This window comes from Spirosoma pulveris, assembly GCF_054781875.1.
In genome coordinates, this window is the sequence record NZ_BAAGTO010000004.1 from 415900 (window position 1) to 436522 (window position 20623).

General features: G+C 53.2%; 15 protein-coding genes. 8 read left to right on the top strand and 7 right to left on the bottom strand.

Annotation, left to right across the window (positions count from 1 at the left end):
- Positions 1-30: 30 nt before the first annotated feature.
- Positions 31-708 (bottom strand): DUF3431 domain-containing protein, encoded by a 678-nt coding sequence (locus tag ACYVJM_RS17565; protein ID WP_461149526.1) that lies wholly within the window; start codon positions 706-708, stop codon positions 31-33.
- A 155-nt stretch (positions 709-863) separates the two neighbouring features.
- Here ACYVJM_RS17565 and ACYVJM_RS17570 point away from each other — a divergent pair, with 155 nt between their 5' ends.
- Entirely contained in the window at positions 864-2981 is a 2118-nt protein-coding gene (locus ACYVJM_RS17570) for a S9 family peptidase (protein ID WP_461149527.1), read from the top strand.
- A gap of 90 nt (positions 2982-3071) precedes the next feature.
- Positions 3072-4592, top strand: coding sequence for an FG-GAP repeat domain-containing protein (locus ACYVJM_RS17575; RefSeq protein WP_461149528.1), 1521 nt, complete (start codon positions 3072-3074; stop codon positions 4590-4592).
- Between the two features lie 54 nt (positions 4593-4646).
- Here the strand turns inward: ACYVJM_RS17575 and ACYVJM_RS17580 are convergent, their stop codons facing one another.
- On the bottom strand, positions 4647-5930 hold the full coding sequence (locus ACYVJM_RS17580; protein WP_461149529.1) for a Gfo/Idh/MocA family protein: 1284 nt from the start codon (positions 5928-5930) through the stop codon (positions 4647-4649).
- A gap of 125 nt (positions 5931-6055) precedes the next feature.
- Positions 6056-6589, bottom strand: a complete 534-nt coding sequence (locus ACYVJM_RS17585) for a hypothetical protein (protein WP_461149530.1) — start codon at positions 6587-6589, stop codon at positions 6056-6058.
- 535 nt (positions 6590-7124) lie between these two features.
- Here ACYVJM_RS17585 and ACYVJM_RS17590 point away from each other — a divergent pair.
- Both ACYVJM_RS17590 and lepB read left to right on the top strand, forming a co-directional pair.
- Positions 7125-9161, top strand: coding sequence for a glycoside hydrolase family 127 protein (locus tag ACYVJM_RS17590; RefSeq protein ID WP_461149531.1), 2037 nt, complete (start codon positions 7125-7127; stop codon positions 9159-9161).
- 139 nt (positions 9162-9300) lie between these two features.
- Complete coding sequence (gene lepB, locus ACYVJM_RS17595; RefSeq protein ID WP_461149532.1) at positions 9301-10470, top strand: signal peptidase I; 1170 nt, start codon at positions 9301-9303, stop codon at positions 10468-10470.
- Between the two features lie 69 nt (positions 10471-10539).
- Here lepB and ACYVJM_RS17600 read toward each other — a convergent pair whose 3' ends face one another.
- A complete protein-coding gene (locus ACYVJM_RS17600; RefSeq protein WP_461149533.1) occupies positions 10540-11532 on the bottom strand; it encodes an aldo/keto reductase in 993 nt (330 codons plus the stop codon).
- Between the two features lie 517 nt (positions 11533-12049).
- The gene (locus ACYVJM_RS17605) at positions 12050-13396 is read right to left on the bottom strand and encodes a Gfo/Idh/MocA family protein (RefSeq protein WP_461149534.1); all 1347 of its coding nucleotides are present in this window, start codon (positions 13394-13396) and stop codon (positions 12050-12052) included.
- A 103-nt stretch (positions 13397-13499) separates the two neighbouring features.
- Between ACYVJM_RS17605 and ACYVJM_RS17610 the strand changes: the two genes are divergently transcribed.
- The 4 genes from ACYVJM_RS17610 to ACYVJM_RS17625 all read left to right on the top strand — a co-directional run bounded on the left by ACYVJM_RS17610 (position 13500) and on the right by ACYVJM_RS17625 (position 18025).
- Positions 13500-15614 (top strand): CehA/McbA family metallohydrolase domain-containing protein, encoded by a 2115-nt coding sequence (locus tag ACYVJM_RS17610; protein ID WP_461149535.1) that lies wholly within the window; start codon positions 13500-13502, stop codon positions 15612-15614.
- Positions 15611-16792 carry an alginate lyase family protein gene (locus ACYVJM_RS17615; RefSeq protein WP_461149536.1) on the top strand — a complete coding sequence of 394 codons (1182 nt, stop codon included), beginning with the start codon at positions 15611-15613 and terminating at the stop codon, positions 16790-16792. Before ACYVJM_RS17610 ends, ACYVJM_RS17615 begins: the two co-directional genes overlap by 4 nt.
- A gap of 317 nt (positions 16793-17109) precedes the next feature.
- Complete coding sequence (locus ACYVJM_RS17620) at positions 17110-17616, top strand: GNAT family N-acetyltransferase (RefSeq protein WP_461149537.1); 507 nt, start codon at positions 17110-17112, stop codon at positions 17614-17616.
- A 16-nt stretch (positions 17617-17632) separates the two neighbouring features.
- Positions 17633-18025: a hypothetical protein gene (locus ACYVJM_RS17625; RefSeq protein ID WP_461149538.1), complete on the top strand. Its 393-nt coding sequence runs from the start codon at positions 17633-17635 to the stop codon at positions 18023-18025.
- Positions 18026-18068: 43 nt separating this feature from the next.
- Here ACYVJM_RS17625 and ACYVJM_RS17630 read toward each other — a convergent pair whose 3' ends face one another.
- Both ACYVJM_RS17630 and ACYVJM_RS17635 read right to left on the bottom strand, forming a co-directional pair.
- A complete protein-coding gene (locus ACYVJM_RS17630; RefSeq protein ID WP_461149539.1) occupies positions 18069-18365 on the bottom strand; it encodes a hypothetical protein in 297 nt (98 codons plus the stop codon).
- 124 nt (positions 18366-18489) lie between these two features.
- Positions 18490-20538, bottom strand: coding sequence for an alpha/beta hydrolase domain-containing protein (locus tag ACYVJM_RS17635; protein ID WP_461149540.1), 2049 nt, complete (start codon positions 20536-20538; stop codon positions 18490-18492).
- Positions 20539-20623: the final 85 nt, after the last annotated feature.

The window sequence follows — 20623 nt, forward strand, 5'->3', positions numbered from 1 at the left end:
TCTTTAGCTCTGTCGGCACACGAATTTTCGCTAGCTAGCGGGCTGATGCCTCATTGGTTTTAACTGAACCGTCAGTCTTCCGGCAAGCCAGTCGGGATCAAGGCCGACAACTCCCAAAACCCGGTCCCAACTGCGCTCAAAACAGTGAGCCGCATCGGGGAAAGAAGTCGATACATCGAGCGCGCGGGTATAGAAGGATAAGGGCCGTTGATGCAAAATGTTTCGATGTACGGCAAACTGAGCGCCCAGCACAAACGTGTATAGGTCAGGCCCATCGGTATCAAATAAGGCGCGATGGAAACCCCGCAGATCGAGCCCACGCCCATCTTCATTTTTGCTCCAGGGGCGGAAAAGTCGATTTCCCTGATTATCGTCGGTGTCGATCAGGTGTCCCAGCCATTGAAATCCGGTCGAGCTAAAGCTGGTTGTCGGCTCATTTACAAAGCGGAGCAATGTCTTCTTGAAATCATAAGCATGATCGAAGGGTTTGCCCTGGCAGAAGACTGTCCACTCGGCCAGCGAATCGTACCGGCTCACAATATGGTGCAAATACGTGTGCGCTTCCCGACCGATGTTGGGCAACGGCACCGCATTGAAGGCCATCGGTACGTCGGGCCCTTTCGTATACACCGTTTTTTGGATGCCGGCGGGAATATTCCGCAGCCAGTTCAGGTTTTCGGTATAGTGAGCAACAACGAGTTCGAGCATGACAGATTTTAAACGGTTCGGCAATCCGGCGCAGGCGAAAGCGTAAAGGTCGTAAAGAATTAAATGACCTCTTTGCTTTACCCTGCGTCTTTGCGTTTAGATAACCCTTAATTTTACGAACATTCTTCTGAAACAAACTGAACCAACGTCCTCTTATGAAACGGACTTGTCAACTGTTCATTTTCTCCTTCACGCTCTACAGCATGACCCAGGCACAACCGATAACCCCGCCCAAAGCGGCTGTCAAACCCAAAGAACTGATTACGAACGGTCATAAACGGATCGACAAATACTACTACCTCAACGAACGCGAAAACCCGGAGGTGATCAAATACCTGACCGAGGAAAATGCTTATGTCGATCAGGTGCTGGCTCCCGTGAAAGACCTGCAAACCAAGTTGTTTGAGGAAATGAAAGGGCGCATCAAACAACAGGATGAATCGGTTCCTTACAAAGAAGGCAATTATTATTACTACACCCGTTTCATAACGGGGGGCGAGTACCCGATCTACTGTCGCAAAAAAGGGTCGTTGCAAGGTGCCGAGGAAATCATGTTTGACGGAAACGTGATGGCAAAAGGGCATAACTATTATCAGATGGGCGGCTTTGAAGTATCGGACAACGACGAGCTGGCCATTTTTGCCGAAGATACCGTCAGCCGTCGGCTCTATACCCTGCGGGTGAAAAACCTGAAAACGGGCAAACTATACCCCGAAGCCATCCCCAACACCGAAGGGGGCAGCTTTGCGTGGGCAACGGATAACAAGACGTTGTTTTACATTAAAAAAGACCCTCAGACACTACTCGGCTATCAGGTTTACCGGCATGTACTGGGCACCGATGCAAAACAGGATGTGCTCGTTTATGAGGAGAAAGACAACCAGTTCTACATGGGACTTGGCCGGTCGAAATCAAAGAAATACATTACCATCAGCTCCGACCACAACGGTGTCGCCACCGAATACCGGTTGCTGGAAGCCAGCAAACCACTGGGCGAGTTTGTTACCTTCCTTCCCCGCCAGAAAGGGCATGAATACGACATTGTGCATTACAAGGATAAATTCTATGTCCGCACGAACTGGAAAGCCGAAAACTTCCGCCTGATGGAGGTGCCGGAAGGAAAAACCACCGACCGGAATAACTGGAAAGAAGTGATCCCCCACCGGGCCGATGTGTACCTGGAGAACATGGACATCTTTGCCAATCACCTCGTATTAGGCGAACGCAAAGCCGGACTGACCAACATCCGGGTCATCAACCAGAAAACCGGGGCCGATGAGTACCTCGACTTTGGCGAAGCGGCCTACGTGGCGGGCATCAGTTACAACCCCGATTTCAATACCAATGTGCTGCGGTACGGCTATTCGTCGCTCACAACGCCCAGCTCCACCTTCGACTACAACATGGATACGAAGGAAAAAACGCTCAAAAAACAGCAGGAAGTGCTGGGTGGATTCGATAAGAACAACTACGTGTCGGAGCGGTTTTTTGCCACCGCCCGCGATGGTGCAAAAGTCCCCGTCTCGCTGGTGTACCGCAAAGGCACAAAGAAAGATGGCTCGGCACCGTTGCTTCAGTATTCCTACGGCTCGTACGGCTACTCCACCGATCCCGGCTTTAGTTCGACCCGCCTGAGCCTGCTCGACCGGGGCTTTATCTTTGCCATTGCCCACATTCGGGGTGGACAGGAGATGGGTCGGCATTGGTACGAAGACGGCAAGATGCTCAAGAAGAAAAACACCTTCAATGACTTCGTAGACGTGTCGGAATACCTCATCAAGAACAAATACACCAGCGCCGATAAGCTTTTTGCCATGGGCGGCAGCGCGGGTGGGTTGCTGATGGGTGCCGTGATCAACCAGGCCCCGCAGCTGTACCGGGGTGTGGTGGCGGCCGTGCCCTTCGTGGATGTAGTAACGACCATGCTCGACGAAAGTATTCCGCTCACTACGGGAGAGTTTGAAGAGTGGGGGAATCCGAAAAACAAGGAATATTACGACTACATGCTGTCGTACTCGCCCTACGATAACGTGACGAAAAAAGCGTATCCGAACCTGCTCGTTACGACTGGCTTACACGATTCGCAGGTGCAGTATTGGGAGCCCGCCAAATGGGTAGCTAAACTGCGAGAAATGAAGACGGATAATAATCAGCTTCTGCTCCATACGAACATGGAAGCGGGGCACGGTGGTGCCTCGGGCCGATTCCAGGCGTTAAAAGAAATTGCCCTGGAGTACGCGTTTATGCTCAATCTGGTCGGGGAGCGGCAGTGAGTTTCGTCTGGGCCAATCTCCAGATTGGCCCACTTTTGTTAATGATAGGACCAATCTGGAGATTGGTCCAGACAGTGAGCACTACGTGTAATGACTTCCCTTTCACACTATTACACCTCTTTTCTGGCACTTGCCACACTTACTATACTCATTGGTAGTTGCCAGTCAGGACAGGAAAACGACCCGCTTGTAGCGGAAGGGAAACGATTGGCCGGACAATATTGCGGAAATTGCCACCTCGTACCGGCGCCTGAGTTGCTCGACAAAGAGACCTGGACGAAGCATGTGTTGCCCGCCATGGCGTCCAATCTGGGCCTGGAAGTGTACCCGGACGGCTTGTATTATGCCGGGCCGAAAGCCGCTATTTCGTTTGATAACTGGCAGAAGCTGATTGCCTATTACCAGACACTGGCACCGGAAACGCTTAAGCCTGCCGATAAACCAGAGGCCGTTGTCGATGACTGGGCTATGTTTTCGCTCGAGAAGCCCCGGCCGGATACGACAAAAACGGCCATGACGACGCTGGTGGTGATGGATACTATCGGGCACCAGCTTTACACCAGCGATGCGCTTCGGAGTGATGTGACTCGCTGGGACGAGCATCTCAACCCAACGCTGTTCCGGCAGTTTAATTCGGCGGCTGTCGATGCGCAGTTTTTCCGCGATGAGCGAGGCCAGGAGCGGAGTATGTTCACGACGCTGGGCACCATGCAGGCGGCCGATATTGCCAGGGGAGAACTGGTTTCACTGGGGTTGACTGCCCCCCAGGGCACCGACTCGTCGACCATCGCGATGCAATTGCCCCGTCCATTAAAATCGTTGCCCGTTGATGTCGACAAAGATGGACTAATGGATTGGGTCGTCTGCGGATTTGGGCATAATGCGGGCGGGCTGTACTGGCTGAAACAGCAGCCGAACCATCAGTTCACGAAAGAGCCCATTAAAGAAGTGCCCGGCGCAAGTCAGGCCATCACGGGTGATTTTAATAGCGATGGCTGGCCCGACCTGATGGTGTTGTTTGCCCACGCCGACGAAGGAATCTGGCTGTTCCAGAATGACAAAAAAGGTGGGTTTACAGAGAAAAACCTGCTTCGCTTTCCGTCCGTCTACGGCTCTACCAGCTTTCAACTGGCTGATTTCAACAAAGACGGTCGGCTGGATATTCTGTACACCTGTGGCGACAACAGCGACTATTCTAAAATCATGAAGCCCTACCACGGGCTATATATTTACCTGAATCAGGGCAACTTTAGCTTCAGGCAGACGTATTTCTACCCCATCAACGGCTGTACCAAAGCCATTGCCACCGACCTCGATAAGGACGGCGACCTGGACATTGCCACCATCGCGTTTTTTGCTGATTTCAAAACCAATCCCGCCGAGAGTTTTCTGTTTTTTGAGCAGCAGAAAGCCCTCCAATTCAAACCTCATGCCGTTCCTGTCAGCACCTACGGTCGCTGGATTTGTATGGACGTGAACGACATTGACCGGGATGGCGACGTCGATATTGTGCTTGGCAATTTCTCGAAAACGTTTGTCATTCAGGAAGGGCTTAAGCCCACCTGGGGTACGCATTTGCCGTTTGTGGTGCTGAAGAACAAGACGCGGTAGGAGTCAAACCTATAAGGTTTTTGAAACCTTATAGGTTTATGGGAAATCGGCCGATTACACCAGATTCCACTCCTTCCGGTACTCTCTCGACAGCATGGCGTTGGCATCGGCGTTATGCCGGAACTTCTCTTTTTTGGCGTTCCACTCCAGCGGCTGGCCGAGCCGGTAGGAAATCAGGCCAAGGTGCATGGGCATTGTCATCATGCGGGCGTAAGCCAGATTGGATTCCGGCTGTTTCCGTGATTTAACCGCGTCGACAAAGTTCTGCTGGTGCCCCGGCGACCGCTGAATTGTGATGGGTATCTCGGGAATATCATTCATGAACACGCCGTTAATGGTTAGTTCGCGGGTGTTGTAGTCGCACAGGAGTGTCCCTTTGTCGCCTTCAAAATAGGCACCAATGCCCCGTTTTTCGGCACCGGGTACGTTGGGTGGGGTGCTGGTCCAGTGCAGGTTCAATCCTTCAAATTCGTAGTCGATGTCGATCCATTTGGGCGCATCGCCGATACCTTCCGGTGCTTCTCCTTTGGCACTGATTTTTTTGAGTCCCGTTGGGTTGATGGCCCACCAGACCACATCGGCAATGTGGCACCAGAAATCCTGAAACACCCCACCCGAGTAATCCAGAAAATAGCGGTAGGTGAAATGGCAGCGTTCGGGCGTGTAGAGCGAAACGGGGGCCGGTCCCTGCCACATATCCCAGTTGAGGGTCGATGGGGGCGTCTGGTACTGTGCCGGGCCAAGAACTGGCGGGAAGCCCGTTTTCCAGAGCCGGACGGTATGCACTTTGCCAATGGCCCCCGACTGAATTAGTTCGACAACCCGGTGGTAGTTGTCGCCTGCGTGAATCTGGGTGCCGAGCTGGAAAATTCGGTCGTAGCGTTTTTGGGCTTTCAGCATCTGCTGCCCTTCCCGCACGTTGTACGAAAGTGGTTTTTCGCCGTATACATCTTTCCCGGCCTGAAACGCCATGATGGCTACCTGCGCGTGCCAATGGTCGGGGGTAGCGCAGGTGATGGCGTCGATGTCTTTGCGGTCGAGGAGGTAACGGAAATCTGAATAGGTTTTCGCGGTCGTGTCCGGGTGAATTTTTTGTAAGGTGTTTAACGCTTTATCGAGGTGGGTCTGGTCCAGGTCGCAGAGGCCCACGACGTCGACTTCGGGCAGGTTGGCGAACCAGTTAAGGTGGTTGGTGCCCATCCCATTTACACCAATGTGGGCCACCCGGAGTTTATCACTGGGCGCGACTTTACGTTTAAAACTCGGAAACAGGGCTAAACTTAAGGCAGCCGCGCTACCTTGTTTAATAAAATCACGGCGGTTCGAGTGGAGCGTCATGGCAGTAAAAGCAGAATGGGTTAACAGGCTTGACTTGTTCTCTATTTCTAATGCCGAAGGCGCTGGTTATCTACTCAGCATGAGTGCTTTAATTCTGGTTGCCTCTGTGTGCTGCCTGATCCGGGTTACCATACCGAGTAAAGTATACATCCTACCAAAAACGGGGCCCACCAAATCAGTAAACTTAGGCTTGCCCATAAAGAATAACTCCGAATGACGATGTCGGCTTGAGGTCGTTGAAGTTGACTAGTTAGCTGGTTTAGCTGTAGAGAGTACATGGTTTGTTTTGACAAACCACTAGTAAATGCACTACGCATTTTCAAGCCAGCCTGAAAGGCGGTATAACTGTGCGCGGGGTAGAACATGACGCCTATAGCCATGCCCCAAAGTGTCAGCCACCAGGCAAAATATATGCTGCCCCACCCACCACTGGCAATCTCCCAACTAGTAACCGAACTTTCGCCTTTCCAGGTTGTATCGTACCCTGTTACAAGGTGGTTAATGTCGTGTAGATAAATATTCCTCCGTCGGGATTCCAAGTTGGGTAAGGGAAGGGCAATAGGGCCAAACTTAATCAGGTCCCATTTCTTGTTGATACCTCCCTCCTCACCGTACCCATGTTGACGGTAGAAATCGTTTAAAGCCTGTTCAACGTTCATGTGTCAAAATTTTTGCTCTATTAAGGCGTTTGTCCTGTCGTAAGTAGCTGTGAGTTAATTCTATAATTGGCATCGCGTCCATTTCTCCCCTGTCAGCGACAACTCGACAGGTACGTAAAAATAAGCATATTTAGTAAGCAATATTAAATTTTATGTATATAAGTATCGTATTGAAATGACCATTGTGATAGGTTCGCCTAAAGCCACAGCGCCACAGCCCCGTGCCACGGTTACCTCGTGAGTTATCGGGTAACCGTGGCACGGGGCTATGGCTTTGGGTCTCCTGTACAAACCGCTGCCAAGTTGGGCAGAACCTTGAGCCGCCGGTCTCACAAGTTGCCCTGTAAGTGAGTAGGCGAGTGGTGCGTTTGTTCGCATCGTATGGCTATACATCCCAAAAATATCGCCTAAAAGACGGTAGGTTTTACCGAAAAAATGCTTCAACTCTATGATCGGGCTAACAAGTCGGTTTACCTTCATTTGCCTGGGATCTAGTTGGTTTAGTAGTACATTGTTCATCTTGCATACTGCCTTTATGGGTAGTACGCAAGATGAAAGTCTAAACCGGGTAAGCCGCATTTCCAGTTTGCAAACTACCCCGTTTATGATCAAAACGATAGCTTTCGGCTTGCTAATAAGCCTGTTAGCAACCCTCTCCCAGGCGCAGGATTATCCCATCGTGCCGGTCCCGTTTACGAACGTTACCATCAATGGCGGGTTCTGGCAACCCCGGCTCGCTACCAACCGCACCGTCACCATTCCCTTCGATTTCAGGAAGTGTGAAGAAACCGGCCGTATTGCCAATTTCGCCGTAGCCGGTGGGCTGGCTAAAGGCACGTTTAAAGGAAGACGGTACGACGATTCCGATGTGTTTAAGGTTGTAGAAGGCGCGTCGTATTCGCTCCAAACGCACTATGACGCCAAGCTGGATCATTATCTGGATAGCCTCATCACCCTTTTTGCGGCCGCTCAGGAACCGGACGGCTATCTCTACACCATCCGGACCATCCTGAAAGACAGCGCGAATATCAAGGATGATCAGGCGGGCCCAACACGGTTCTCGTACGTGGCGGGTAGCCATGAACTCTACAACGTTGGGCATATGTACGAAGCCGCCGTGGCTCACTTTCAGGCTACCGGCAAACGTTCTTTTTTGAACATCGCTCTGAAAAATGCTGATTACCTCATGCGTACCATCGGCCCCGATAAGCTGATTGTGGTGCCGGGTCATCAGGAAATAGAGATCGGGCTTGTCAAACTCTATCGCGTTACCAACGACAAACGCTACCTCGATTTCACTCGATTTCTGCTCGATATGCGCGGACGTGCCGACAAACGCCCGCTCTTCCCCGACCCCGCCAAAACTGGTCAGGGAGCCAGTTATTTACAGGATCATCTGCCCGTGACGCAGCAGAAAACCGCCGTGGGGCATTCGGTTCGGGCGGGCTACATGTATGCGGCTATGAGCGACATTGCTGCTATTCAGAAAGACAAGGCTTACATGGATGCGCTGCTGGCCATCTGGAACGATGTGGTTGAGCGCAAACAGTACCTCACTGGTGGGCTGGGAGCCCGCGGCCACGGGGAAGCCTTCGGCGAAGCTTACGAACTGCCCAACGATGTGGCCTATGCCGAAACCTGCGCGGCTGTGGCCAACATGCTCTGGAATCACCGGATGTTTTTGCTGACGGGCGAATCCAAATACATGGATGTGTTTGAACGGGTCCTGTACAATGGGTTCCTGGCGGGTGTTTCGCTCGAAGGAGACCAGTTCTTTTACGTCAATCCGCTGGCTTCCGACGGGAAACGTAAATTCAACGTTGGGCAGGCGGCCACGCGGGCACCCTGGTTCGGAACGTCCTGCTGCCCAACTAATGTCGTGCGTTTTCTGCCCTCGCTGCCCGGTTATGTGTATGCCACAAAGGGTGATAATCTGTTCATCAACCTGTTCCTGACCAACCAGTCGACGGTATCCGTAAACGGAAAATCGGTGCAGCTCAGACAGGAAACGAATTATCCGTGGGATGGTAAGGTAGCCATAACGGTACAGCCGAAGCAGGCGCAGGCGTTCACTATGCAACTGCGCTTGCCCGGTTGGGCGTCGGGTAAACCCATGCCGGGATATTTGTATGAATACGTGAATACAGCGGCTAAAGCACCTGTTTTGTTGGTAAACGGGAAGCCGACGCCGTATATGACGGAGAATGGATACGCCCGCATCAAGCGTACCTGGAAACCCGGCGACCGGCTCGAATGGACGCTCGATATGCCCGTTCGGGAAGTAAAAGCCAATGAACAGGTGACCGACGACCGAAACAGGGTGGCTATTGAACGGGGACCGGTGGTATACTGCGCCGAGGGGGTCGATAATGGCGGACAGGCACTGTCGCTGGCGGTTCCGGCGGGTACCGCGTTCCGACCTCAGATGCAACCCGAAAAGCTGGGTGGTATTGTGTCGCTGGCCGGGCAGGAGGCCGGTAAGAGCGTGACGCTGATTCCCTATTACGCCTGGTCGCACCGGGGGGCGAACGAAATGGCGGTCTGGTTTGGGCAGGTAAAGCCAACGAAGTAATGCATCTCACCCAACCATAGCGCCATCCCTGTAAAATAATACGCCTTCGGCAACGCCGACGCGTATCTTTCAATCGCCGGACATTCGTGACTGACCATCAGCCGCGTACGTCCGGCGATTACTATTTACTCCGGATACCATGAAAAACAAGGGAACACAGACCAGCGCGAAAGCGGTCAAACCGAAAAAATCGGCATTGCGGGAATGGCTCGATTCGGTACTTTTTGCGGTCATAGCCGCCACATTGATTCGTTTTCTGACGTTCGAGGCTTACGCCATACCAACGCCATCGATGGAAAACAGCCTGATGGTCGGCGATTTTCTGTTCGTCAGCAAGCTTCATTATGGCATCCGGACGCCCAAAACGCCCTTGCAAGTGCCGCTGACCCATCAGAAAATCTGGGGTACGGAGATACCGTCGTACAGTACGGCTATTCAACTGCCCATCTACCGGTTGCCGGGCTTTACAACCGTCAAAAACGGGGATGTAGTGGTGTTCAATTACCCGCCCCCCAAGGTCGGCGAGCCGGCTTACCCAACGGATATGAAGACGAATTTCATTAAGCGGTGCATCGGTATTCCGGGCGATGTGCTAACCATTCGCCAGACGCAGGTATATGTAAATGGCAAGGCTTTTCCCACACCCGCACGCTCCGAAACGACCTACTTCGTCAAAACCAGCGAAGTGCTGGATGATCGGTTTTTTCGGAAATACGACATCGTCAATGACTTTAAGTCGGCTGAGGGGCCATTCATTAACTGGCAGCCGCTGGAAGCCTACAATGAACAGACCAAACAGTCGGTGCAGGTGGGTTATCGGGTAAACATGACGGAAAAAGTCATGCAGCAATTCAAGTCGTTCGACTGGGTGAAATCCGTAGAGCCGATGGTAGAGCAGGCCGGACAAACGGGCCCCGGTATTTACGGCAGTTCGGCCTATACCTGGAATCAGGACAATTTCGGGCCGCTCACCGTACCCAAAAAAGGAATGACTATTGCCATCAACCAACAAACGATTGCGGTCTATGGCGATATCATCAAACGCTACGAAGACAACAAAGCGGTGGACGTAACACCAACGGGCGTTCGGGTAGATGGTCAACCCATTACGACTTATACCTTTAAGCAGGATTACTATTTCATGATGGGCGATAACCGCCACAACTCAGAGGATTCCCGCTATTGGGGCTTTGTACCGGAAGACCATATTGTAGGCAAAGCTGTATTCGTCTGGATGTCGCTCGACCCGGTTCCTGCCGACATCTGGCACAAAATCCGCTGGAACCGGCTGTTTCGGTTGATCGGGTAACCGTGTAACGGCGACCGTCCCGGTCGGGTGTAAAACGGGTTGCGTCACACCCGACCGGGACGGTTGCCATTACACCAGCTCTACCACTTCCAACTGCTCATTGATAAACGCAATCTCGTCGGCAGAAAGCTGAATGTCAATGGCTTTGGCGTTCTGAATGGCTTGTTCGGCGTTTCGGGCACCTACCAGTGCGACGGTGATACCCGGACGCTCAATGGTCCAGCGGATGACCAACTGACTCAAGCTGGCATTTTTGCTGTCGGCCAGCGGCTTGATCTTCTGGAGAAGATCGTCCGTTTTTTTGATGTTTTCTTCTTTAAAGAACCGGTATCCTGCCCGGTGATCGCCGGGGGCAAACTGGTGGCCGGGCTTGATCTTACCAGTCAGTAGCCCACGTTCCATCGGGCTGTAGGCCAGAATGGCTTTCTTTTTTTCGAGGCAATACGGTACCACGTCGGCCTCGATGCCCCGGTTAATCATGCTGAACGGCACCTGATTGGATGCTAGTTTAAGCACCGTTTCGGCCCGTTTCATCTGCTCGACGTTGTAGTTGCTGACACCCGCCTGACGAACTTTCCCCTGCTCAATTAACCGAAGCACCGCTTCCATACTCTCTTCGATGGGCGTGGTCACGTCGGGCCAGTGCATCTGGTAGAGGTCGATGTAATCGGTACCGAGTCGTTTCAGGCTGTCTTCGCACTCTTTGATGATGCTTTCCTTTCCCGAATATTTGTAAACGTCGATGGGGTTGCCGTCGTTATCCTGGCTTTTGAAGCCGAAATCGCCCTTGGCCAAATCCCACCGCATGCCGTATTTGGTGAGGATCTGGACCTTGTCGCGGGGGATACCTTTGATGGCTTCGCCCACAATTTCCTCGCTGGTGCCTTGTCCGTAAACGGGTGCCGTGTCGATAGAGGTGACGCCCAGGTCATAAGCAGCCCTGATGGCCTCAATGGCCCCGCTTCGTTCGGTACCGCCCCACATCCAGCCACCAGCGGCCCATGCGCCAAATGTGATGACCGATACGCGTAAATCTGATTCACCCAGTGTTCTGTATTCCATGTGTATGTGCCCGGACTGGCGTCCGGGGTTAGCCATAGTCAACCCTTTCGGGGTTGAGGTTTGTGTTGTTATTTGTTGCTAAAAGCGACAGGGACAGTGTTTTGTTACGCTGGCCAGTCATATTGTGATCAACGCACACCGACAGGCTAGACAACTGCCCAACTAACCCCGAAGGGGTTGACTGTTGCTAACCCCGGACGCCAGTCCGGGGTATGGGTGGCACAGCCGGTGATGCATACAGAGCTACTCATAGTCAACCCCGTTGGGGTTGGGGCTTAGAGGGCTCTCTTGTCTGTAGCCCCGGGCTGACGCCCGGGGTTATCCACAGTCAACCCCTTCGGGGTTGGGGCTTAGAGGACTCTCTTGTCTGTAGCCCCGGACTGGCGTCCGGGGTTATCCACAGTCAACCCCGTTGGGGTTGGGACTTTGAGGGTGGTCGTTGCTGTAGCCCCGGACTGGCGTCCGGGGTTAGTCGCAGTCAACCCCGTTGGGGTTGGGTCGACTGTGGCAGTCTTGGTTAGACGACGGGCAGCTTCCAGCCGTTGTGGTAATGGGCAGCTATGAGGGCGTTGGCCTGCTGGTCGTTTTTAAAGCCTTTGGCGGCTGCATCCCAGTACACTTTTCGGCCGGTTTTATAGGCGATGTTGCCCATGTGCGCGTTAATGGCGGCAATACTGCCCGTCTCGATGCCGCACTTGAGCAGTTTCGGGTCGTTAGCTTTTATCGCCTGCACGAAATTTTTGGTGTGCTCGTTCAGGTATTCGCCGTTGCGGGCCTGATCGGGAATGTCTTCGACCTTGTAGACCTTAATACCGTTTTTTGTCTCCGTTTCGGGCAGGATCGACCAGCCGTCGCGGTTGAGGACCAGTGTGGCGTTGTTGCCGATAAAGGCAATGCCCTCCGTCCGGCCGTAGTTGCCGCCGTCGATGCCCGTGGCGTGTTCCCAGAGCATATTAAAGCCATCGTATTCGTAAACGGCCTGTAAGGTGTCGGGCGTTTCGGAGGCATCGTCGGGATAGGCGAGCTTGCCACCCGAGGCCATGACGGATTTGGGCGCTTTGGCGTTCATGGCATAGAGCGCAATGTCGATTTCGTGGACGCCCCAGTCGGTCATGAGCCCACCGGCATAATCCCAGAACCACCGGAAATTAAAGTGAAACCGGTTCGGGTTGAAGGGGCGTTTGGGGGCCGGACCCAGCCACATCGCGTAGTCGACGCCCGCCGGGGGCGCACTGTCGGGTCGAACGGGAACGGGATTCATCCAACCCTGATACGCCCAGACTTTCACCAGTCGGATGTTGCCCAGCTTGCCCGACCGGATGTACTCGATGGCTTTTTCGTAGTGCGAGCCGCTGCGCTGCCACTGACCCACCTGCACGATCTTGTTGTATTTTTTGGCCGCTGCCAGCATCAGATTACACTCTTCAATGCTGTTGGCCAGGGGCTTCTCGACGTACACATGTTTGCCCGCCGAAACCGAGTCGATCATGGCCATGCAGTGCCAGTGGTCGGGAGTGCCGATGATGACCGCGTCGATGTCCTTGTTCTCGAGTAGTTTGCGGTAGTCCTTGTAGAGCTGCGGTTTGGTGTGCTGCATCGCTTCCACATCGGCCGAGCGTTTGTCGAGCACACCCTGGTCTACATCGGCCAGGGCCACACACTGCACGTCGCTTTGCAGCAGATGCGAGCGTAAGTCCGACCAGCCCATGCCGTTGCAGCCAATCAGACCAACCTGTAGCTTATCATTTGCCGAAATGCGTTTCCGCTGGCTGGCAATGGCCTCGATTGTCGGTAAGCTAATGAGTCCGGCTCCCGTAGCCGCTAAAGCCGACTGGCGTAAGAAATGTCTGCGTGTTGGTTTCATATATGTATCGAGTTTAGGAGCTACACTACACTTGTTCCGGGTAGATTTTCGCCGTCGTTTTGTTACTTATAGACTACCAGCTTCCTTTCCCGTATTGTCGCTTATGAAAGAAATTTTGCTCCTTCTATTACTCATAACTGCCACCTTAACGCACGGGCAAACACCAGTCGATCTGTCTGGTTTCCAGAAGACAAGCGGAGCCACGGCCATTCATCAGGGTAATATGCTCACGGTAAGCTGGCCCGCTAATCCAAAGGAAACGGGGAGGCTGGTCATTGACCTCACCAGTGGGAAACCATTGTTCAGCAGTATGCAATTATCACAGAAGGGAAGGTTCAAAGAAATTGCCAAAGCCCTCGACCCCGCCTTTGTGCTGACCGTTGGCAAGCGGGATCTGGTGTCACAGAACGGCTGGAATATCTTTTTCGATAAGACCAACAAACTACCTCACAAAGCCTACGCCGTTGAACTCACCAAACGAACGGCCAGCGTCACCAGCCAGGGTTCCCGAACCGTTATCCGGGTGTCGGATGTGCAGGCCGCTACCTTTACCGGCGCTATTGAAATAACGGTCTATACCGGCAGTCCTTTGGTTAATATTGCCGCCGTAATGGCCACCGAAGTCGACTCGACGGCCATTCTCTACGATGCGGGGCTAACGAGTAAACAATCCGTCTGGAACACCATTGCCTGGTCGGATACCGATGGCAACCTACAACGAGTACCGGCTGATCTGAACCAACTCAACAAAGCACAGGGCGTAAAATACCGGACTATCATTGGTTCGGGATCTACCGGGAGCCTGGCCGTTTTTCCGGCTCCCCACCAGTATTTCTATCCGTTAGACGAAGCTTTCAACCTCGATTTTACCTGGTATGGTCGTGGGTATCGAAGCCTGGTGCCCGATTTTGGCATTGGCATCCGGCAGGACCTGATGGGCGACAAACGATGGGTGCCTTGGGTAAACGCCCCGCCGAAAACGAAGCAACGGCTTAACTTTTTCTGCCTGCTCAGCACCGATACGCCCGAAAAAGCGCTGAATGAAGTGAAGAAATTTACGCATACCGATAAATACCCCGCGCTGCCTGGCTACAAGACCCTGTCGAGCCACTTTCATAATGAATACGTGATGAGTGTGTTACTGGCCGGAAAGCCGGTGCCGGAGGTGCCTAACTTCGTGAAGGTCTTTAAAAACGCCGGCGTCGATATTGTCCATTTGGCTGAGTTTCACTACACGGCGCACCCTAAAGGCCCCGACGAGCAGCGGTTGCTGGAGTTGAAAACGCTGCACGACATGTGCCAACGCTGGTCAGATAATAAATTGTTGCTGCTGCCCGGCGAAGAACCGAACGAGTTTTTTGGCGGGCACTGGCTGGATTTCTTTCCGAAGCCGGTGTACTGGATCATGTCGCGCAAACCCGACATGCCGTTCGTAACGGACGACCCGAGGTACGGAAAAGTATATCGTATTGCCGACAAAACGGATATGCTGAAACTCCTCGAAGCAGAAAATGGCCTGGCCTGGACCGCCCACGCCCGTACCAAAGGCTCTACTGGCTTTCCGGATAAATACAAAGGCGAGGAATTCTATCGATCGGACCGGTTCTTCGGCGCTGCCTGGAAGAACATTCCCGCCGATCTGTCGGAGCCGAGGCTGAGCCGTCGGGTGCTGGATTTGATGGACGATATGGCTAACTGGGGGCTTAAAAAACACGTCATTGCCGAAGCCGATCTGTTTACCATCGAGCCGGAAAACGAGATGTACGCCCACCTCAATGTGAACTACCTGCAACTCGACAAACTACCCGACTACAACCGGGGCTGGCAACCGGTCTTGGACGCTATGCGGCAAGGGAAGTTCTTCGTCTCGACCGGCGAAGTGCTGCTGCCCAACTTCACCGTGAACGGAAAAGGCGCGGGCGATTCACTGGCGCTGAAGCCCGACGGTAAAGCCAGCCTTGTCGTTAGCATCGACTGGACGTTTCCGCTGACCTTTGCCGAGATCATCTCCGGCGATGGCAAACAGGTGTTCCGCGAGCGTATTGACCTGACCAACACCCGGCCTTTTGGCAACCGGACATTCACGTTCAATACCAACTTGAAAGGGAAAAAATGGGTGCGTCTGGAGGTGTGGGATGCTGCCGTGAACGGGGCGTTTACCCAACAGGTATGGCTTACCACTGACACCCGGCCGGGGACTTCCAACGCATCAAGATGACGAAAATAATCTCCGTTTGTCTGCTTATCCTGCTACTACCCCTCGCCGGGTGGGTGAACGTACGTACGGATAAAGACGCCGTTCGGAAAGCCGTTCGTCAGACGTTACGCGCGCAGGTGCTGAAACAGGCCGCCTGGGCCATGACGCAGGTGCCCCTTACTGTTACGGCGCAAACTAGCCCCCGCTCGGCGGGAAGCAGCCATGACTTTTTCTCGGAAGGGGACTACTGGTGGCCCGATTCCCTGAATCCGCAGGGACCGTATGTGCAGCGCGACGGGATGACCAACCCCGATAATTTTGTCGCGCACCGGCAGGCCATGATCCGGTTTAGCCGGGTGGTGGGCGCGCTGGCATCGGCCTATAAACTCACCGGCAACGAAGCCTATGTCCGACAGGCGTTCCGGCATCTGGATGCGTGGTTCGTGGACAGCACTACCCGTATGAATCCGTCGTTACAGTATGCCCAGGCGATTAAAGGACGCGCCACCGGGCGGGGTATTGGTATTATCGACACCATTCATTTTATGGAAGTGGCGCAGGGCATTCGGGCGATGGAACGGGCCAAGTCGGCAGACAAACGGGTGCTGGCGGGGGCTAAATCATGGTTCGGGGACTACCTGAACTGGCTCCTCACGCATCCGTACAGCAACGACGAAAAAGAGGCCAGGAACAACCACGGCACCTGCTGGGTGATGCAGGTAGCCTCTTTTGCCCGATTAACCGGCAATGAGAAAGTCCTGGAAGCCTGCCGGGAGCGGTATAAAACCGTTTTACTACCGAACCAGATGGCCGCCGACGGGAGCTTTCCGCTGGAACTGCGCCGAACGAAACCCTACGGCTATTCGATCTTCAACCTCGATGCGATGGTGATGATCTGCCAGATTCTTTCCGACAAAGGCCATGACTTGTGGACCTGCCAAACCCCCGACGGACGCAGCATTGAAAAAGGTATTGTGTACCTGTATCCCTATGTGGCAGACAAACGTAAATGGCCCTTAACACCCGATGTGATGTACTGGAACGACTGGCCCGTTGCACAGCCGTTTCTGGTCTTCGGCGCGGCTGCTTTCAAAAAGGCTGATTGGCTGGCCACCTGGAAAACCCTCGACCATGACCCGCAGGTGGAGGAGGTATTGCGCAACCTGCCTATCCGCAACCCGCTGATCTGGCTGGAATGATGCGTTAACACGTAAAATCACGTTATTAATGGTCGCGCGCCTACGGCCCTTAGCTGCTGACAATTAAATACTAATCGCCATTATTAACATTGATTTTAACGTTAATAATGGCGTTAATAATTGATGTATTTGTGTGTGAGTATTTGAATGTCAACGGATTTTTTGTCATCCCGACGAAAGGAGGGATCTTCGGTAGAAACGAAGTCCTCAAACTTAACGAAGATCCCTCCTTTCGTCGGGATGACAAAAATGAGCCTTGTTCAGTCGTTAAACCACCCATTATTAACGCTAAACCCCAATAAACTAAGATCGGTATCATGAATCCGACAACAACTAAAATGACCGAAATCCGTAAAGCCACTGCCGATGATCAGGAAGCAATCTGGCATATCATCAGACCCGTCATTGCCACGGGCGCTACTTATTGTTTTGCCCCGGATTCATCAAGAGAAAAGATGCTGAACTATTGGTGCAGCGACGATAAACATACGTATGTCGCTACGGTTAATGGACTCGTGGCGGGAACGTTTATCCTCAAAGACAATCAGGTCGACCTGGGCTCGCATATAGCGAATGCATCGTATATGGTTTCTGCCGGGTATGAGGGGCAGGGGATAGGCAAGCTAATGGGCGAGTATTCCATTCAGGAAGCCCGGCGGTTAGGCTACCGGGCCATGCAGTTCAACATCGTCGTCAAGAGCAACGAGCGGGCCGTCCGACTCTGGCAAAAACTCGGTTTTGACATTATCGGTGAGATTCCGGATGCGTTCAACCATGCGCAGCTTGGCTATACGAACGCCTACATCATGTATCGGAAGCTTTAATGTGAATTTGAAAGAAATGACATTCAGAAAACCCTACCTGATTAGCTGGCTGGCAATACCGATCCTTCTGTTGATTGGGCTTTTGTTTCGTCAGCATACGGTAAATGTCCAACTGTACGATACCTACTTCGTGATTGCCAATCGCCACGTTGCGCTGGCAGGATCAGCTTTGTTGCTTGTTCTTGGCTTCGGATACTGGTTGTTACAGCGAACCCGCAAAACGCCGAATGGTATCCTGACTGCGTTTCATCTGTGGCTAACGATAGGCGTGTTATTGCTCCTGGTCCTACCTATTTTTAGCAGGAATGATTTAATAAGCACCCAATGGCTATTTGAGAGTATAGTGGTTTTGCTGTTAGGCCAGTGTGCGTACGTTGCGAATATGCTGATTACATGGTTGCGGAGATAGAAAGAGATGAACATTCCCGCTATAACTTCTATCGTAGAGACGTTTACCGCTGATTACTCCGCGGACTCCGCTTCACTTTACGGCTTGTCCGTTCCTGACTTTTTACCGACGAGGCCTGTGCCGTGGTGCTCGACGGGATAGCCATTGGGCGACCACTCTGACCGCTGGCTCCGTCGTTGGTGGCCCCGGCATTGGATGCACTATCAATGACGATACTGCCGGGCGCGGTGCTTCTGGCTGATTTGGGTTTGCTGGTCTTTGTGGTTCCTGAAACGGTTTGCGCCTGTGTAGTTAGGGCCGCTGTCAACATCAGTAAACTCACGAGTATCCGCTTTTTCATAACGTAGTTGATTACTTCTCATGTTAGTAACTGCATTTGACAGCGATAAGCTGTCGGAAGCAGGAATATTGATTGTGTGGGAGAGAAAACTGTAGCACCGACCGGTCGGTCCGACGCATCGGTGCTACAGTTTTCTCTCCTGCGCAGCTTTGATATACTGCTCTCCATCTTCCGCCAGTAGAAATCGCTGTTTGATAAGCAACTGTACCGATTTTCGAACGGCGTTTACGTACCCCTCATGCGTCTGATAACGTTCCTGAATGGATAAGCGGGGATCATTGGTGGAGAGTCGTTCCGCTTTGGTGGCTTTAAATGGAATGTATTGACCAGCCCCTTCGCAGCCGTCATTTTCGCCATACTCCGCCCGGCGCAACGCCCAGCCGGTTGTCGTGGCGATAGGTGAGGCAACGGGCGGCAATCGAATCCCGGCGACTTCATTGCCATCTTTATCGACTTTCGATACAAAATTTACGTACGAAGGCCGGTCGGCTACGCTGGTTGGGAACGTCGCGATGACGCCCGTGTTGAGCGATGGCCCAAAGTCAAGCAGATAGCGGGTAGTGATGAGCCCCGTGTAGGTCACGCCCGGAATCGAGGGCCAGCCGAGAGCCGCTTGCGGAACCACGCCCGTTTGCGAACCCGGTTGTGGCAGGGCGGTAACGGCCGTTTTGTTGGACTGCCGGGGCACCTGACTGGCGGGTGGAGCAATGCCCTTCGTGACCCAGTCATCGAGCGCCATAAACAGTGCCCGCAAGGCTGGTTCGCCGTTGGTGGGGTTCTGAAACTGCTGGCAAGTGCCACGACTCGTTTCATTTCCGGTACCATGTTGTGCACCGGAAATGAGGTAGAATCGAACATTGTCCGGGTCGGGGAGGTCGTTGCCCCGGCTATCGGTATGCAACAGCGACGCAGCTTTTACCCAGTATTCGTTGGCTGAATTGATCTCGAATACCTTCGGGCAAGTGTTGCTGGCGGTGCAGCGGGCCAGCCGCCCGGCAGTTTTACCCGTAAGCGGATCGGTCAGAACGGGGTAGGCGAAGGGGAAAACACCCTCGGGGTAGAGGTGATTCTGGCGGTTACGTTCCGTGCGCGAGGGCTGAGCGAAGCGGTAATTCAGCGCAATGCCACTGGCCCCGCCCAGCCAGTTTTCGATGCCATCCAGCACCCGGTGGTTCTGCTCATCGGCATTGAACCCCAGCGTCTGGAAGTCATTGACGTACCGGGCCGGTTGCGAGAGTGAATACGAAAACGTGTACTGAATGTCGTTTGCCAGCGGATTCGGGTTGCCGAAATCATCGGCTTTCGCGTAGCGTAAAAAAGAGACAAAATCGCGGGTGGCGGCAAAACCGATCCCGGCTATAACGGGGTCTTTGGCTGTGTAGTTGAACTCATAAATGGCACTTTGCCGGAAGGCTGTTCCGGTGGGCAACAGCCGGATGGATTTATCGCTGGCATACTCCCAACCCCCGGCCGAAATCGTAGTTGGTTTATCCCCCAGCCGATCCCGCACGGTGAGCGTTGCCTTTGCTTTGTCCAGCGTGGCGGCCGGGTAAGCGAGCGAGTACGTCAGGGAAGTGGCATTGTCGAACGAGATATATTCGTAAGACGGCCCCGTAATGGACGACCCGTCGGCGTTTCGGGCAATGGGGACGCTAATCGTTAGATTATTGTTAACTGGTGCGGCCGAACAGTCCCAGCCGTTCCAGGCCAGGGCGTAGCCCATGTTCATCAAAAAGCCTTCGCCAGCCTGAGCCGCGGTGGTCGGGTCGTTGCCGCCACTGCTTTTGTTGAACCCGCCAATAAGCTTGCCGCCCCGGTTATTGATTTCAAGAAATAGCTTGTGGTTGCCGGTAGCAAGATTGATGGGCTTAAGAATGTAAATATCCATGGCGTATTCCACCATGCCTTTGGCATTCCGGGGAGCCAGGGCAATGTCCGTAATAAGCGCATTCTTCGGACTGTTAGGGTCAAGTTCGCCGTAGGCCTTACCCCGCAGTTTTTCATAAGCCCCCACCCGCCCAAACACTTTACCCTCGAACGTAGGCGACTGAACGCTGGTGATTTCAATACGGACAATCCGGGCCTGTGTTTGGGAACAGAGGCCGATCAGGAGAAGCAGCCCTAGCGGTATTCGGGTCAGTAGCGGTTGAGTTCTTTTTAGGCTGATTGGCATGAATGGATTGGGGCATTTCTTTGTGTGTTTTTGTCATGCTGAGAAGGAAGCCTCTTCGGTAATAGGATTGTCTTGTTCCCTACCG